General features: G+C 69.4%; 17 protein-coding genes. 6 read left to right on the forward strand and 11 right to left on the reverse strand.

Going from position 1 to position 14,130, the window contains the following annotated elements; translation table 11 throughout:
• Positions 1 to 107: 107 nt before the first annotated feature.
• Together ACYVIP_RS32710 and ACYVIP_RS32715 are read right to left on the reverse strand one after the other, a co-directional pair.
• Positions 108 to 2,672, reverse strand: coding sequence for a sensor domain-containing protein (locus ACYVIP_RS32710; protein WP_460403431.1), 2,565 nt, complete (start codon positions 2,670 to 2,672; stop codon positions 108 to 110).
• A gap of 203 nt (positions 2,673 to 2,875) precedes the next feature.
• Positions 2,876 to 4,078: an NAD(P)-dependent malic enzyme gene (locus tag ACYVIP_RS32715; protein WP_460403433.1), complete on the reverse strand. Its 1,203-nt coding sequence runs from the start codon at positions 4,076 to 4,078 to the stop codon at positions 2,876 to 2,878.
• A gap of 220 nt (positions 4,079 to 4,298) precedes the next feature.
• On the opposite strand from ACYVIP_RS32715, the gene ACYVIP_RS32720 reads away from it, so the two are divergent.
• Complete coding sequence (locus ACYVIP_RS32720) at positions 4,299 to 4,907, forward strand: dTDP-4-dehydrorhamnose 3,5-epimerase family protein (RefSeq protein WP_460403435.1); 609 nt, start codon at positions 4,299 to 4,301, stop codon at positions 4,905 to 4,907.
• Here the strand turns inward: ACYVIP_RS32720 and ACYVIP_RS32725 are convergent.
• On the reverse strand, positions 4,887 to 5,222 hold the full coding sequence (locus tag ACYVIP_RS32725) for a S24/S26 family peptidase (RefSeq protein ID WP_460403437.1): 336 nt from the start codon (positions 5,220 to 5,222) through the stop codon (positions 4,887 to 4,889). The genes ACYVIP_RS32720 and ACYVIP_RS32725 overlap by 21 nt on opposite strands.
• A gap of 89 nt (positions 5,223 to 5,311) precedes the next feature.
• Between ACYVIP_RS32725 and sodN the strand changes: the two genes are divergently transcribed.
• The 3 genes from sodN (at position 5,312) to ACYVIP_RS32740 (ending at position 6,953) form a co-directional block, all read left to right on the forward strand.
• Positions 5,312 to 5,719, forward strand: a complete 408-nt coding sequence (gene sodN / locus ACYVIP_RS32730) for a superoxide dismutase, Ni (protein ID WP_460403439.1) — start codon at positions 5,312 to 5,314, stop codon at positions 5,717 to 5,719.
• Positions 5,720 to 5,857: 138 nt separating this feature from the next.
• Positions 5,858 to 6,457 (forward strand): histidine phosphatase family protein, encoded by a 600-nt coding sequence (locus ACYVIP_RS32735; RefSeq protein ID WP_460403441.1) that lies wholly within the window; start codon positions 5,858 to 5,860, stop codon positions 6,455 to 6,457.
• A gap of 10 nt (positions 6,458 to 6,467) precedes the next feature.
• Entirely contained in the window at positions 6,468 to 6,953 is a 486-nt protein-coding gene (locus ACYVIP_RS32740; RefSeq protein ID WP_460403443.1) for a GNAT family N-acetyltransferase, read from the forward strand.
• 7 nt (positions 6,954 to 6,960) lie between these two features.
• Here ACYVIP_RS32740 and ACYVIP_RS32745 read toward each other — a convergent pair whose 3' ends face one another.
• The 8 genes from ACYVIP_RS32745 to ACYVIP_RS32780 all read right to left on the reverse strand — a co-directional run bounded on the left by ACYVIP_RS32745 (position 6,961) and on the right by ACYVIP_RS32780 (position 12,544).
• The gene (locus ACYVIP_RS32745) at positions 6,961 to 8,406 is read right to left on the reverse strand and encodes a hypothetical protein (RefSeq protein ID WP_460403445.1); all 1,446 of its coding nucleotides are present in this window, start codon (positions 8,404 to 8,406) and stop codon (positions 6,961 to 6,963) included.
• 23 nt (positions 8,407 to 8,429) lie between these two features.
• Positions 8,430 to 8,948 (reverse strand): hypothetical protein, encoded by a 519-nt coding sequence (locus ACYVIP_RS32750; protein WP_460403447.1) that lies wholly within the window; start codon positions 8,946 to 8,948, stop codon positions 8,430 to 8,432.
• 9 nt (positions 8,949 to 8,957) lie between these two features.
• Positions 8,958 to 9,611: a hypothetical protein gene (locus ACYVIP_RS32755; protein WP_460403449.1), complete on the reverse strand. Its 654-nt coding sequence runs from the start codon at positions 9,609 to 9,611 to the stop codon at positions 8,958 to 8,960.
• A gap of 7 nt (positions 9,612 to 9,618) precedes the next feature.
• Complete coding sequence (locus ACYVIP_RS32760) at positions 9,619 to 10,320, reverse strand: WXG100 family type VII secretion target (protein ID WP_460403451.1); 702 nt, start codon at positions 10,318 to 10,320, stop codon at positions 9,619 to 9,621.
• A complete protein-coding gene (locus ACYVIP_RS32765; RefSeq protein ID WP_460403453.1) occupies positions 10,317 to 10,637 on the reverse strand; it encodes a type VII secretion target in 321 nt (106 codons plus the stop codon). Before ACYVIP_RS32765 ends, ACYVIP_RS32760 begins: the two co-directional genes overlap by 4 nt.
• A 3-nt stretch (positions 10,638 to 10,640) precedes the next feature.
• Entirely contained in the window at positions 10,641 to 11,156 is a 516-nt protein-coding gene (locus ACYVIP_RS32770) for a YbaB/EbfC family nucleoid-associated protein (protein WP_460403455.1), read from the reverse strand.
• A gap of 108 nt (positions 11,157 to 11,264) precedes the next feature.
• Complete coding sequence (locus tag ACYVIP_RS32775; protein ID WP_460403457.1) at positions 11,265 to 11,996, reverse strand: S1 family peptidase; 732 nt, start codon at positions 11,994 to 11,996, stop codon at positions 11,265 to 11,267.
• A gap of 110 nt (positions 11,997 to 12,106) precedes the next feature.
• The gene (locus ACYVIP_RS32780) at positions 12,107 to 12,544 is read right to left on the reverse strand and encodes a hypothetical protein (RefSeq protein WP_460403459.1); all 438 of its coding nucleotides are present in this window, start codon (positions 12,542 to 12,544) and stop codon (positions 12,107 to 12,109) included.
• Between the two features lie 95 nt (positions 12,545 to 12,639).
• On the opposite strand from ACYVIP_RS32780, the gene ACYVIP_RS32785 reads away from it, so the two are divergent.
• Together ACYVIP_RS32785 and ACYVIP_RS32790 are read left to right on the forward strand one after the other, a co-directional pair.
• Positions 12,640 to 13,578, forward strand: coding sequence for a diacylglycerol/lipid kinase family protein (locus ACYVIP_RS32785; RefSeq protein WP_460403461.1), 939 nt, complete (start codon positions 12,640 to 12,642; stop codon positions 13,576 to 13,578).
• Positions 13,579 to 13,818: 240 nt separating this feature from the next.
• A complete protein-coding gene (locus ACYVIP_RS32790; protein ID WP_075136731.1) occupies positions 13,819 to 14,073 on the forward strand; it encodes a WhiB family transcriptional regulator in 255 nt (84 codons plus the stop codon).
• Positions 14,074 to 14,130 lie beyond the last annotated feature (57 nt).

Here is a 14,130-nt window from a genome sequence, read left to right on the forward strand (position 1 = left end):
CGTGGCACCGACGACGGCAGCCAATTCCATTATGTGGAGGCAGCCGTTCAGCCGCTCAGATTAGACCATTCGGCGCATTCGTTGCCAAGTCGAGACGATCTAGCTACTCAGGAGTCACTCGGGATGTCGACCGGACCACGTTTCAACAGCTCCCGGAAGTCCTCGGCCGGCAGCGGCCGGGACAACAACCAACCCTGATAGGCCTCCACGCCGAAACCGCGCAACACGTGGAACTGGGACTCGAGCTCGACGCCCTCCGCGACGCACGCCCGGCCCATCGCCCGCGCCATGTCGACCAGCGCGCGGGCCACGGCGACGTCGGCCGCCTCGGTGGCCACCCCGGAGACGAACGCGCGGTCGATCTTGATGATCTGCGCCGGCAGCTCCTTGAGCCGCGACAGCGACGAGTACCCGGTGCCGAAGTCGTCCACGGCGAACCGCACACCCCGGTCGGCCAGCTCGGCCATCGCCGCCCGCGACCGCGACGGCAGGTCGATCAGGCTGGTCTCCACCAGCTCGAGCACGACCCGGTCCCACTCGATGCCCGCCTCGGCCACCGCGGCCGCGACGATGTCGACGAACTCCGGGTCGCCGGGCACCAGGCCGGACAGGTTCACCGCCACCCCTGGGCCGCCGCCGAGCACGCCGCCGGCCAGCATCGACCAGGTCGCCGCCTCGCGCAGCGCGGTGCGCAGCACCCACCGGTCCAGCTCGCGCAGCAGGTCACCCTGCTCGGCGACCGGCAGGAACTCGCCGGGGCCGAGCAGCCCGCGCTCCGGGTGCGGCCAGCGGACCAGCGCCTCGGCCGACAGGATCGACCCGTCCGGGGCGACCACCGGCTGGTAGTGCAGCACCAGCCCGTCGCCGCCGATCGCGTCCCGCAGCTGGCCCTCCAGCAGCATCTGGCTGTTGGCGGTGTGGATCAGCTCCGCGCTGGCCAGCGACACCCGGCCGGTGCCCTGGCGCTTGGCGTGGAACATCGCCGCGTCGGCGAACCGCAGCAGGTCCGCGGCCGAGGTGTCCGGCCCGCTTGGCACCGCGGCGCCGATCGTGGCCGAGACCCGCAGCAGCTGCCCGCGCACCGGCACCGCCGTGCGCAGCAGCCGGGCCACCCGGTTGGCCAGCGCCTCGACGCCACCGACCTCCTCGACGTCCGAGCAGATCACCACGTACTCGTCGCCGGACATCCGCGCCGGCGTGCAGGACGGCGGCAACCCGCGTTCCAGCCGCCTGGCCAGCGCGATGATCAGCTCGTCGCCGACGTCGTGGCCAAGGGAGTCGTTCACCCGCTTGAAGTTGTCCACGTCGCAGAACAGCACCGCGACGCTGGCCGCCTCCGGCCCGCCGAGCAGCTGGCCGAGCAGCTCGTTGACCGCCATCCGCCCCGGCAGGCCGGTCAGCTCGTCGTGGGTCGCCTGATAGCGCAGTCGTTCGGCGGCCCGGCGACGGTCGGTGACGTCGGAGAACACCACCAGCCAGAACCGCTGCCCGTCGTCGGCCACCGAGGTGGTCACGCTCAGCTCGCAGTACACCGCCTTGCCCGACGCGGTGACCAGCATCCGCTGCCCGGCGCGCAGGTCACCGCCCCTGGGGTGGCGGTGCTCCAGGGTCGACAGCAGCGAGCCCGCCCGGTCGGTGGGGTGGGCCAGCGCGCCGGCCGAGGTGCCGCGCAGCCGCTCCAGGTCCATCTCCAGCAGCCGGCACAGCGCGTCGTTGGCGTCGACCAGGTGCTCGGTCTCGTCGAACAGGGCGATGCCGACCGGCGCGATCGTCACCAGGTCGGTGAAGCGCTGGCTGGAGCGCATCATCCTGGTCTCGGTCGAGCGCTGCTCGGTGATGTCCTGCGCGGTGCCGATCATCACGTGCGGGTGGTGGGCGTCGCGCACCACGCCCCGGCAGCGGAGTACCCGGCGGGTGCCGTCCGGCCACACGATCCGGTGCTCGGCCTCGACCGGGCGGCCGTCGCTGGCCAGCTCCCGCCAGCGGGTGTCCAGCCAACCCCGGTCGTCGGGGTGTACCAGGCTCAGGTACTCGGTGTAGGTCATCGGGGCGCCCGGCTCGACGCCGAACAGCTCGTACAACATCGTCGACCAGACGCACTCACCCGTCTGGGTGTCCCACTCCCAGGTGCCGAGCCGGGCGACCCGCTGGGCGTCGACGAACAGCCGCCGGTCGTTGAGCGCGCGTCGCTCCAGCTCCCGGGAGCTGGAGATGTCCTGGATGGTGCCGTCGATGCGCACGGCCGCGCCGTCGGCGTCGAACTCGGTGCGGGCGCGGATCTGGAAGGTGCGGTCGCCGGTCAGGGTGCGCACCTCGATCTCGCCGCGCCCGCTCTCGGACGGCACGTAGATGCTGGTGCGGAACAGGTCGAGCACGGCCTGGTCGTCGGGATGGACCAGGGCGACCGCCTCGGCGATGGTCATGCCGGCCGGCATACCGCACAACCGGCGCATGCCGTCGGAGATGTGCAGCTGGCGGGCGACGACATCGACGCTCCACACGCCGAGCTGGGCGATGTCCTCGGCGTCGGACAACAGCAGGGACCGGGGGCCGTCGGAAACCATGGTTTCCACCCGGGGCGGCTGGGAGGCGAACGCCGCCGCGGGTATGGCTAACTCGCCGGCCCGCACACCTCCAGGAGGTAAGCCGGCGCGCAGGACGTTCTCGGCCACCGCGCCTTCCTCTCACCCGCAGCCGGCGGGGTCGGGCGCAGCCGCCGACCTTCCCGCCGGTGCATAGGTTACCCCGAGGATTATGCGAAATCCGCAGGTGAGTGGTTCCGTCGCCAGTCTGGAATCAACCACTGGCCCGTGACCAGCGACGGAACCGTCCCCGTTGTGCTAATTCGGCGCGAAAAGGGGCTGTTAACAGTCCGTTATCCGGTAACACCGTCCTCCAACGCCGCCTTCGCGACCGCCGCGGCGACCTCCGGCGCGACCCTCGGATCGACGCCGGAGGGCACGATGTAGTCGGCCGCGAGGTCCTCGGCGGCGACCTGGAAGATCGCCTCGGCGGCGGCCAGCTTCATCCGCTCGGTGATCCGGCGCGCGCCCGCGTCGAGCGCGCCCCGGAACACGCCGGGGAAGGCGAGCGAGTTGTTGATCTGGTTGGGGAAGTCGCTGCGTCCGGTAGCCACGATCGAGGCATGCTTGCTCGCCGCGTCCGGGTGAATCTCCGGGTGCGGGTTCGACAGCGCGAACACGATCGACTGCGGCGCCATCGTGGCGATCAGCTCCTCCGGCACGGTGGAGCCGGACAGCCCGACGAACACGTCCGCGCCCGCGAGCGCCTCGGCGATGCCGCCACGCAGGTCCGCGATGTTGGTCCTGGTCGCGAGCTCGGCCTTGACCGGGTTCAGCCCGTCCCGGCCGGCGTGGATGATGCCGCGCGAGTCGAGCACGGTCACGTCGCCCGCCCCCGCGGAGAGCAGGAAGTTCGCGCACGCGATGCCCGAGGCGCCGGCGCCCGCGATGACGATCCGCTCGTTCTCGATCGGCCGGTCGAGCACGGCGTTCGCCCCGCGCAGGGCGGCGAGCAGGATGATCGCGGTGCCGTGCTGGTCGTCGTGCATGACCGGGCAGTCGAGCGCGTCGATCAGCCGGCGCTCGAGCTCGAAGCAGCGCGGCGCGGCCACGTCCTCGAGGTTCACCGCGCCGTAGGACGGGCGCAGCCGGACCAGGGTCTCGACGATCTCGTCCACGTCGGTGGTGTCCAGCACCAGCGGGATGGAGTTGAGCCCGCCGAAGGTCTTGAACAGCGCGGACTTGCCCTCCATCACCGGCAACGCGGCCCGGGGGCCGATGTCGCCGAGGCCGAGCACCGCGGTGCCGTCGCTGACCACGACGACCAGGCGGTCGGTCCAGGTGTACTGCTTGGCCGCCTCGGGGTCCTCGGCGATCGCCAGGCTGACCTTGGCCACGCCCGGGGTGTAGACGATCGAGAGCGTGCGCGGGTCGGTGATGGGTCGGGTCACCGCGATGTCGAGTTTGCCGCCCTCGTGGGCGAGGAAGATCTCCTCATCGGTGACCGGAGTGTTCAGATCGGATTGCCCGAGCTGCGGATCGTTCACGGTGGTCATTGCGTCCCTCCAACGGGCCGAAGCGGGGATCGCGAAAAGGTAGCCCCGCCGGATCTCGGCACGATCGAGCGTCAATCGGGGTGACATCGACGCATTTCGGTGGTGCCGGCCGATCGGCCGCGCGCGGATTGTTGGCGGGCGACCGCGGACGCTGCGGTATCTCACAGTGTGGCAGGTCCGGCTCCCGAGGCGCTCGGGTGGGGCCAGTACTGTGCGTCACATGGATGTTCGGGAACTGGCGGTACCTGGCGCGTTCGAGTTCACCCCGAGGGTGTTCCCGGATGACCGGGGCCTATTCGTGAGCCCGTTTCAGGAGGAGGCCTTCGTCAAGGCCGTCGGCCACCCGCTCACGCTGGCGCAGACCAACCACAGCAAGTCCCGGCGCGGCACGATCCGCGGCATCCACTTCGCCGACGTGCCTCCTGGCCAGGGGAAGTACGTGTACTGCCCGCAGGGTTCGCTGATCGACGTCGTGGTCGACATCCGGGTCGGCTCGCCCACCTTCGGCGCCGTGGACGTGGTGCGACTCGACCCGATCGAGTTCCGGGCGGTGTACGTGTCGGAGGGCATCGGACACGGGATCATGGCGCTCGAGGACGACACGGTGATCTCGTACCTGTGTTCGACCGGGTACAACCCCGGGGCCGAGCACGGGCTCAACCCGCTCGACCCGGAGCTGGGCGCGCCGTGGCCGGCCGACATCGAGCCGCTGCTGTCGGACAAGGACCGCGCGGCGCCCGGCCTGACCGCGGCGCGCGAGGCGGGCCTGCTGCCGTCCTACGAGCAGTGCCAGGCGCACTACCAGCGGCTACGCGCGGGCAACGGCTAACCGCGTTGGTCGCGGCCACATCCGCCACCGCACGACGGCGTGCACCACGGCCGGGCCGAGCACTCGGGAGTCGGTCGAGGCGAGGTCGTTGTCGCCGACCACGAACCACCCGTCGCCGGCTGTCCGCACCGCCCGCTTGACCGAGAGCTGCCCCGGCCGCGACGGCCAGGTGACCAGCACGACGTCACCCACCCTGGCGACACCCCGGCGGGCGATCACCACGTCACCGTCACGCAGTGTCGGCGCCATGGACGGTCCCCGTACCCGGATGCGGCGCACCGGCAACCGGCCGAGCGGGTTGGGCTGACGTGCCAACGATCACCTCCGTCATGAAGCCCCAGCATGCCGGGAGTAGTGTCCGAATGGTCGGAGCGTCAATCTGTTCAGGATTTTCAGGAGGAAAGATGCGACTCCTGTCGCGTATTCTCGGCCCACGCCTGGAGGCCACCGCACACTGCGACCTCCCCTGCGGCGTGTACGACCCGGCACAGGCCCGCATCGAGGCCGAGTCGGTGAAGGCCATTCAGCAGAAGTACCAGGACAACGAGGACCCGGAGTTCCGCACGCGCGCGATCCTGATCGCCGAGCAGCGTAGCGAGCTCGTCAAGCACCACCTGTGGGTTCTGTGGACCGACTACTTCAAGCCGCCGCACTTCGAGAAGTACCCCCAGCTGCACGAGCTGGTCAACAAGGCGACCAAGGCCGCTGGTGCCGCTGGCACCAAGGGCTCCATGGACCCGGCCTCCGGCCAGCAGGTCCTGGACTACATCGCCGAGATCGACAAGATCTTCTGGGAGACCAAGCAGGGCTGAGTGCCCGCGGCCTGGTAACGGCGCCGACCCGCTCTGGTGCGGTCGGCGCCGTTTTCTCTTGTCACCCGCCAGACGGAACGATCATGGGCGGGATCACGCCTGCCGGGTTAGCCTACTTGGCGGTAACCAGGAGGGGTGATGGCCACGATGACCGCGCTGTACCTGTTGCGGCACGGCGAGACCGAGTGGTCACGCACCGGGCGGCACACCAGCTTCACCGACCTGCCGCTGACGCCCACCGGTGAGCGCCGGGCGGGAGACGCTGGCCGGCTGCTCGGTGTCCTGCGGGGCGCGGACCGGCCGGCGATGGTCGCGTCCAGCCCGAGGATGCGCGCGCTGCGCACCGCGGAGCTGGCCGGTCTGTCGATCGATCTGGTCACCGAGGAGCTCGCCGAGTGGAACTACGGTGAGTACGAGGGCCTGTCCACGCCGACAATCCGGGAGACCGTTCCCGAGTGGACGGTCTGGTCGCACCCCAGTCCTGGCGGCGAGACCGCCGACGAGGTCGGGGCGCGCGCGGCCAGGGTGATCGAGCGGGTGCGGGCCGCCCTGTCGGACGGGGATGTCATCCTGGTGGGACATGGACACTTCAGCCGGGTCCTGGTGGCCACCTGGCTCGGCCTCGGACCGGCGGCCGGCGTGCACTTCGCGCTCGACGCGGCCGCGATCGCGGTCCTCGGCGAGGAGCGTGGGGTGCCGGCGGTCAAACGGCTGAACGTGCCGCCGGCGCTGGAGTAGAAGAGGAACATTGGCTGACCAACGGATTCGCCGGGCCACTGAGTCCGATGTGGACGCTGTGGTGGCGCTCATCTACGAGCTGGCGGAGTACGAGCGCGCACCGGACGAATGTCATATCGTGCCGGAGCAACTCCAGCGGGCGCTGTTCGGGCCCAGTCCGGCGTTGTTCGCGCACGTGGCCGAGTTGGACGGCGAGGTCGTCGGCTGCGCGCTGTGGTTCCTGAACTACTCCACTTGGGACGGCGAGCACGGCATCTACCTGGAGGACCTGTACGTCCGCCCCACCGCCCGCGGCAGCGGGCTTGGCAAGGCGCTGCTCACCGCGCTGGCCGACGAATGCGTACGGCAGGGCTACACCCGACTCCAGTGGTGGGTACTCGACTGGAACAAACCGGCCATCGGCTTCTACGAGTCGCTCGGCGCCACCCCCATGGACGACTGGACCGTCTACCGGGTCAGCGGCACCGCGCTCAGCCAGTTGGCCGCTGACGGTTGAGGTCCCCTCAAGCGCTCGGTTCGGACTCGGGAAGTCCCACGGCGAAGGTGATGGCGCGACGTTGACTGTCCCGCAGCGGTGCGGTGGCGAGCAGTTCGGTGATGCGCTGTCGTTGTGCGCCGGTCGGTGGGAAGTACATCGGCGACACGAGTTGTTGGCCGAGGGCGGCCACTCCGGGGTCCGGGTCGTGGAGGATTTCCAGGTCCGCGATGAGTGCCTCCCAGCCGCTGTGGCGGCGGTGGATCCACCACGCTCGGCTGCGAAGTTCCGGGGCTTCGGCGGTCTTGAGTGGGCCGAGGTCGGTCAGGGACCACAGTTGTGGGCAGTCGATGAGGATCTCGCTCGCCAGCCGCGCCACTCGGGACTGGTCGCCGGCCACCAGACCGAGCAGGAACGGGACGTCCTCGGCGGTGGCGGCGCCGCGGAGCAGTGACAGTCCGACTTTTCGTAGTGGGACAGCGGCACTGTGTGCGAGGTCGAGGATCTCCTGGCGGTCGAGCGTGACTCCGGCCTCGACCAGCCCGGTGTAGGCCCTGGCACGCAGGGCCGGTGTGGCGGACGACCGGGCGACCGCGGCGCAGACGGTGATCGGGTCGCCTCCCCGCTCCCGCAGGCGTCGGCGCGCCCACAGGCGCACCAGCACGGACGAGTCGACGAGCAGGCGTTCCACGTCGGCGACCGCCAACTGCTCGGCGGTCAGTTTCACCAGGGCCAGGACGCGGCTCTCGGCGCTACGACCACGCAGCAGCACCCTGGCGATGACCTCCGGTGGCGCCGAGTCGGCGATGACCCGGATGAACTGCCGGCGGACGACCTGGTCCCTTTCCTTGGGAACCAACGTGATCGCGTCCGGCAGGCCGAGCAGACCGGTGTCGAGGCTGTGCTGGAAGGCGGCTCGCCGAAGTTCGTGGTCCGCGGAACCGCGCAGCCGGGCCCAGGTCGCCGCCTCGCCGTGTTCGGTGACCAGCGCGTGCAGGTACCGCGACAGCACCTCGGCGCCTCGGCCGCGCTGCGTCAGCCGACGTAGCAACGGAACCAGGTGATCGGCATTCGTCAATGTCAGGCGCCGCAACACTTCCCGTGCGGCCTGCGCGCGGATCACGCCGACGTGGTCGGCCACGCGGACGGCCAGTGCGCGATCGCTCACCACGCCGTGGGAGGTGACCAACGACCGCACGGCGCGCTCACGCACGTAGCCGTCGGGGTGCAGGCTCGCCAGCGCCGGGACGACGGGCAGCGGATTCGCCAGCACGGTGCGCGTCCACTTCTGCGCCGTGCCCAGCGTCGGTCCCTCGTAGCGGAACTGGCGGGCGTAGTGGTCGATCCGCAACAGCTCACGTGCGGTCACCGAGGCAAGCCACGACGAGGTCTCCGCCATGCCCGCCGGGGCACCCTGGAACACCGCCGCGGCGCTCTCGCTCAGTCGGCGACGGATCCGTGCTGGGGTCAGCATGTGGTCAAGTCTGGCGCCGGGGCTCAGGGGATGCGGTTGGTGATCTGCTCGCCGCGCTCGAACCGGGCGATCGACCGGTAGTCGCCGAAGGTGGGAATCTGTTCCCAGTTGGTGTCTACCGGCACGTCGGTGTACTCGACGGTTTCCTGGAAATGTTCGACCTTGTTCTTGACGACCCGTTTCACATAGCCGTCCTCGCGGTAATAGACCGTCTCGTGGGACGAGGAATCGGCCAGCCGGAGCCCGGGTTCGTCATTCGGGTAATTCCACATGTGCACGCGGGTCAGGAAAAGGCTCTCGTCGGTCTTCTTCATGAACGTGTACTCGGTCGCCTTGCGGCCGGGATCGTCGAGGAAGGTCACCGCGACCACGCCGGTCTTGCGCACCGGTGTGACCAGCACCGGCGACCGCGTGCCGACTCGCGCCGGCATGATGGCCGTGTACTCCTCGCCGGCGTCGTCCTTGACCCGTGCCTCGTCCTCGGTCAACGGCACCCCGGGGGCGCCGTCCGCGTAATTCCATTTGAAGCAGTAGTCGACCATAGCTCCACACTAATAAGTATGACCGTTCTCGTCCCGGATAATAATACCCAAGCGTCTCGCCTCGGCAAGCACGGCCGGTGGCACACCATTTGTCTGCGCGGGAACTTCGAGCACCATGTCCCCGTCCATCGGTTGACCGATCGCGTCGTCCCCGAGATCACGGCGGTTGGTCGGCGTATCCGCGACCACGGTACCCGGACCGTAGGTATTGGCAAGTTCACGCAGATAACCCACCGCCGTGCTTTCCTGCACGTCCGCCAGCTGCGTGTGCTTCCGGCTGACGATTTCCTCGCCGGGAACATAGGAGTCGACCCGAGGGTACTGGCCCTTGTCCGACCTCGGCTCGACGTGCACCTCGTTCGCGCCGCCCTGCTCCTCGTAGTAGGGCTCGCGCCGCCGGTTGAACTCGTTGCCCTGCTCGATCCGCTCGCGCAACCACTCCGGCCGGCTCGACTCGCCGGAGCCGGGCTGGTTGGGCTGGCCGGACTGGCCGTTGCCCGCCGCGGTCGACGGGCGGCCCCTGGTGGCGATGTCGGTCGCCGACTGCTGTGCGGTGGAGATGCTGGAGGACGCGTCGACATCGCCGGAGCGTTGGGACGGCCGGTTGGGCGTGCCGTCGCCGCTGCCGTTGCCGCCGTCCGGGCGCCTTGTTCGTGGAGTCATGTCGCCCTTATCCGTCCAGCAGCTTGGAGAGATTGGTGATGCTGTCGATCAGCGACGAGGTGTAGTTGAGAATGCGCCCCGCCCACTTGACCACCGCGGCGACGATCTGCGCGGCGATCACCGGGATGGTCACCACGAACAGCGCCTCCACCGCCCACACGACCACCCTGGCCACCAGGTCGGCGATCAGGTCGCGCACGATCTCGCGGGTCATCTCGACCAGACCGCCGGCGCCCTCGGTCGCCGCGGCCATGCCGGCCGAGATCGCCGCCAGCCCACCGATGGCGTTCACGTTGTTGGCCATCAGCGCCTGGTAGGACTCGGCCGCGCCGCCGGTCCATGCCGACAGGTCGCTGGTGAGGTGCCGGCCGAGCTCCTCGGACATGGCATACAGCTCGGTCGCCATGTTGTTCCAGGTCGCGGCGTGCGCCCGGACCACGTCCGGCATGCCGGTCAGCTGGTCGAGCGCCTCGCGCAGCGGCTCGAAGTACTCCATCGCCCAGCCGAGGCCGTTGGCCAGCAGGGCGCTGAACGGGTCCATCACCGTCGCCGCGCCCTCCAGCAGCAGCCCGGTGCCGGCGAGCGCGCCGGTGATCCAGTTCTCGCTCTTGATCGCGTCGACCAGGTCCTCGACCCCGTCCGCCAGGCTGGACCCGGTCCACGCCTCGCGGGTCGACTCGACGGGGGCGACCAGTGAACCGTCGGTCATAACTGCTCCACCACCCCGATCTGCTCGATCCGATCGGCGCTGTCGTTGTCCACCGTGTCGTAGGCGTCGGCGGTCAGCGCCAGCTCCTGGCTGACCAGGTCGAGGTTCTCCGCGACATAGGCGAGCAGCTCGTCCTGCTTCTGGTGGCGGCCCTCCAGCACCCCGGAGATCCACCCGCACAGCAACCCGTACGCCTGGTCGTTCTGCGCGATCTGCGAGCTGGCGCTCTGCACGGCGGCGAACCGCTGCTGGACCGCCTGCACGTGCTGCGCGTGGGTCCGCAGCTGCTGGATGTCGACCTTGAACGCGTCAGCCATGCCTCACCACCGCGATTCGTTGCGGATGTCGGCGCTGATGTCGTAGGTGCCATCGGCATCGACGTTGGCATCGGCGTCGTCCGCGCGGCCGCGGCGGCGGGGTGGTGGTTGCTCGGTGGTGTCGCCGGTGTCGTCCTCGGTGGGGTCGCGGCGGAGGTGGCGGTCGACGCTCTGCGCGATCGCCTTGGCCGCGGCCGACTCGGTGCCGACGGTGTCCGCGATGATCTCCCTGGACTGGTCGGCCAGCTTGGTGCGGGCCTCGCCGAGGGTGGTCATGATCGTCTGCGCGACGACGTCCGGCGCCACCTGGGCGATCCGCTCGGTCAGCCGCAGGCCCACCAGCGCGCCGGTCGAGTCGATCGACACCTCACTCAGCCCATGCGGATCACTCGCGGTCACCCGCAGTTGTTGCAACTGCTGGCGCATCGCCTCGGTGTCCTGGGCCATTTTGTCGATCCGGCCCTGCCACGCGGCCAGGTGCGCGCGCGCACCGTCCGGATCGAGGATTGTCCCGTCCATGACCGGCAGCCTAAATGACCGACAGCGGCTGGCGAGACGGTAATTTCCACTGCTTTTCATAGGCGAAGCGGGGACGGTCGCGACCGTCCCCGCTTCGCCTGTGAACGACTACACGCCGGCGATGCCGGCGATCCAGTCGCGGTACTGCGTGATGTTGCCGTAGGCGGTGAAGGTCTGCCGGTCACTCGTGGAGGCCACGCCGACCTGGTAGGAGCCACCGTCGACCGGGCTGGTGGCGAACATCGGGCCACCGGAGTCGCCGCCGGCGGTGATGCCGTCGATCCGGTTGGCGCACACCGCGACCCCGCCGCGGTAGTCCGAACAGCTCGTCGAGGTGACCCCGACGTCGGCCACCTTGAGCAGCTGCGACTGGCAGTTGATCTCCGGCTGGTCGGTGCAGGTCGCGCCCCAGCCGTAGACCTGCACGGTCTGCCCGGTGGCCACCGCGTCCGCGGTGCCCAGCGGCGCGTAGGTCGCGGTCACCGCGTGGTCCAGCTCGGCGAGCGCGAGGTCGGCGGAGTCGTGGGTGTGGATGTTGATCGCGGTGGCCGACTCGCCCTGGGTCTGGTCGAGGCTGCCGATGTTGAACGACACCGTGCCGCCGCCGGCCACACAGTGCTCCGCGGTCAGGATCCAGGTCGGCGCGATGATCGTCGCCGAGCAGTTCTCCTGGCCGTTCACGAAAAGGCGCGCCGCCCACGGCGCGTTGTCGGCGAAACCGCCGTCGATGATCGTCGGCCCGACCGTTGGTGGCTCGTCGGCCGAAGCCGCCGTCGACACCAGGCCGAGCACGGCAGCAGCCGCGCCCAGGAAGGCCGCCCCGACACGTGCCAAGCGCATGCGAATCTCCTCGTGGCCGCGGCAGAAAACCGCGAAGCAGGGACAAGGAACCCATTCAGGGTCACTCGTTCGAGGTAGATCCACTACCCGCCGTTAGTCGGATATTCGACTTAACGGGCCTTGCCGGTGCCTGAGCCACCGTCGGAGCTGTCGTCCTCCTCAACGCCCATCACCCATTCCCGGGAGCGGGCGGAGAACAGCAGGTACAGCACGACCACGCACAACACCCCGACGGGTAACCCGATCTCGGGTCGCCCGGACGGACCAAACGCGTACCAGGCGACGCCGAGCAGCAGCAGCTCGATGACCATGGCCGGGCTGCGTGCCCAGTGGTTGCCGAGCACCAGCGCGACCCCGACGGCCACCACCGCCGCGCCGATCACCGCGAAGTAGCCGACCTGGCCGTAGATGTTGTTGCCCTCGGTCGACGCGCCGCCCATCGCCCGGATCAGCAGCGCCACCGCGAACCCAATGCCGACGAGTCCCTGTAGCCCGACGATGACTCCGGCACCACGGACAGTGACCGGGGCGTCGGCTGCGATGCGCACGCTTCGTCCTTCGTGATTCGTCCGGGGCAATCCGGAGTGTGAGGTTCGCCTGGATGGTAGCGCTCAGTCGCCCGGCACTCGCCTACCCTGCCGTCATGCGTGCTGTGCTGGTGGTTAACCCGAAGGCGACCGCGACCACGGCGGCCGGGCGGGACGTGCTGGCGCACGCGCTGGCCAGCCAGCTCACCAAGCTCGAGATCCTGGAGACCGACTACCGGGGGCACGCGCTGGCCGCGGCCGCGCAGGCCGCGACCGACGGCGTGGACCTGGTCGTCGCGCACGGCGGGGACGGCACGGTGAACGAGGTGGTCAACGGCCTGCTGGCGGACGGCGTCGGTCCCCGGGTGCCGATGCTGGGCATCGTGCCCGGCGGCTCGGCCAACGTCTTCGCCCGCTCGCTCGGGCTGCCGCGCGACCCGGTCGAAGCGACCCACCAGCTGCTGCACGCGCTGGCCGACCGGCGGTCGCGACAGGTGGGGCTCGGCCGGATGACCGCGGGCGACACCGGCGCCCCGGCGCGCTGGTTCACCTTCTCGGCCGGCGTCGGCCTGGACGCGGACGTGGTCGCCGAGGTCGACCGCAAGCGGGGCAAGAAGGCGAGCCCGGCGCTGTACACCAGGGTCGCGGTGACCCAGTACCTGCGCCCGTCGCACGGCAAACCGCAACTGACCGTGACGATCCCGGGCGAGGAGCCGGTGACCGGGCTGCGGCTGGTGTTCGTGTCCAACACCGACCCGTGGACCTACCTTGGCGCCCGGCCGATCCACCTCAACCGCCGTTGCGGCCTGGACACCGACCTCGGGGTGTTCGCGTTGCACTCTCTTCGACTACCGACCGTGTTCAGGCACGTCCGACAGGCGGTCAGTCGGAAGGGTGAACAGCACGGGCCGAAGTTGTTCCGCCGAGATGATGTGCCCGAGCTGACGATCACCAGTGCCGACCCGGTCCTCGTGCAGTGCGACGGAGACCTCATCGGTGAGCGGACCTGCGTAAAAGTTGCCGCCGTGCGGCATGCTCTCGCCGTTGTCGGGTAGTCCGTTCCGGTACCGGGATGCGGCCGGGGAGAGACTTTAGGGGCGAGATGCAGTCGTGACCTAATCGTTACGATTCACTCCGTTAGGCCTCTGACGTGGATCTTTCGGGTGAGTTCAGGCACTGGCCGATGAAGAACCCTTGACATTCGGCTGGTTCGTGAAAGCATTCACAAGCACCCCAAGAGACCGGATGACGACTGAGGCGCTTCCGAACGCGCCCAAAGCGAGGAGCACGTAGAAATGGACTGGCGCCACCGCGCGGCCTGCCGTGACGAGGACCCTGAGCTGTTCTTCCCCGTGGGAACAAGCGGTCCGGCCATACTGCAGGTTGCCCAGGCGAAAGCCGTTTGCCACCGTTGCACCGTCGCGTCCAACTGCCTGACCTGGGCGCTGCAAAGCGGCCAGGATGCAGGCGTGTGGGGCGGAATGAGTGAGGACGAGCGGCGCGCACTCAAGCGGCGCAATGCTCGTACGCGGACTGGCAGCAACGCCTGATTCTCATCGCCTGATTTCTTTCAAGATGTCGTAAGGCCCGGTTCCTGATTATCAGGA

This window comes from Actinophytocola sediminis, assembly GCF_054779715.1.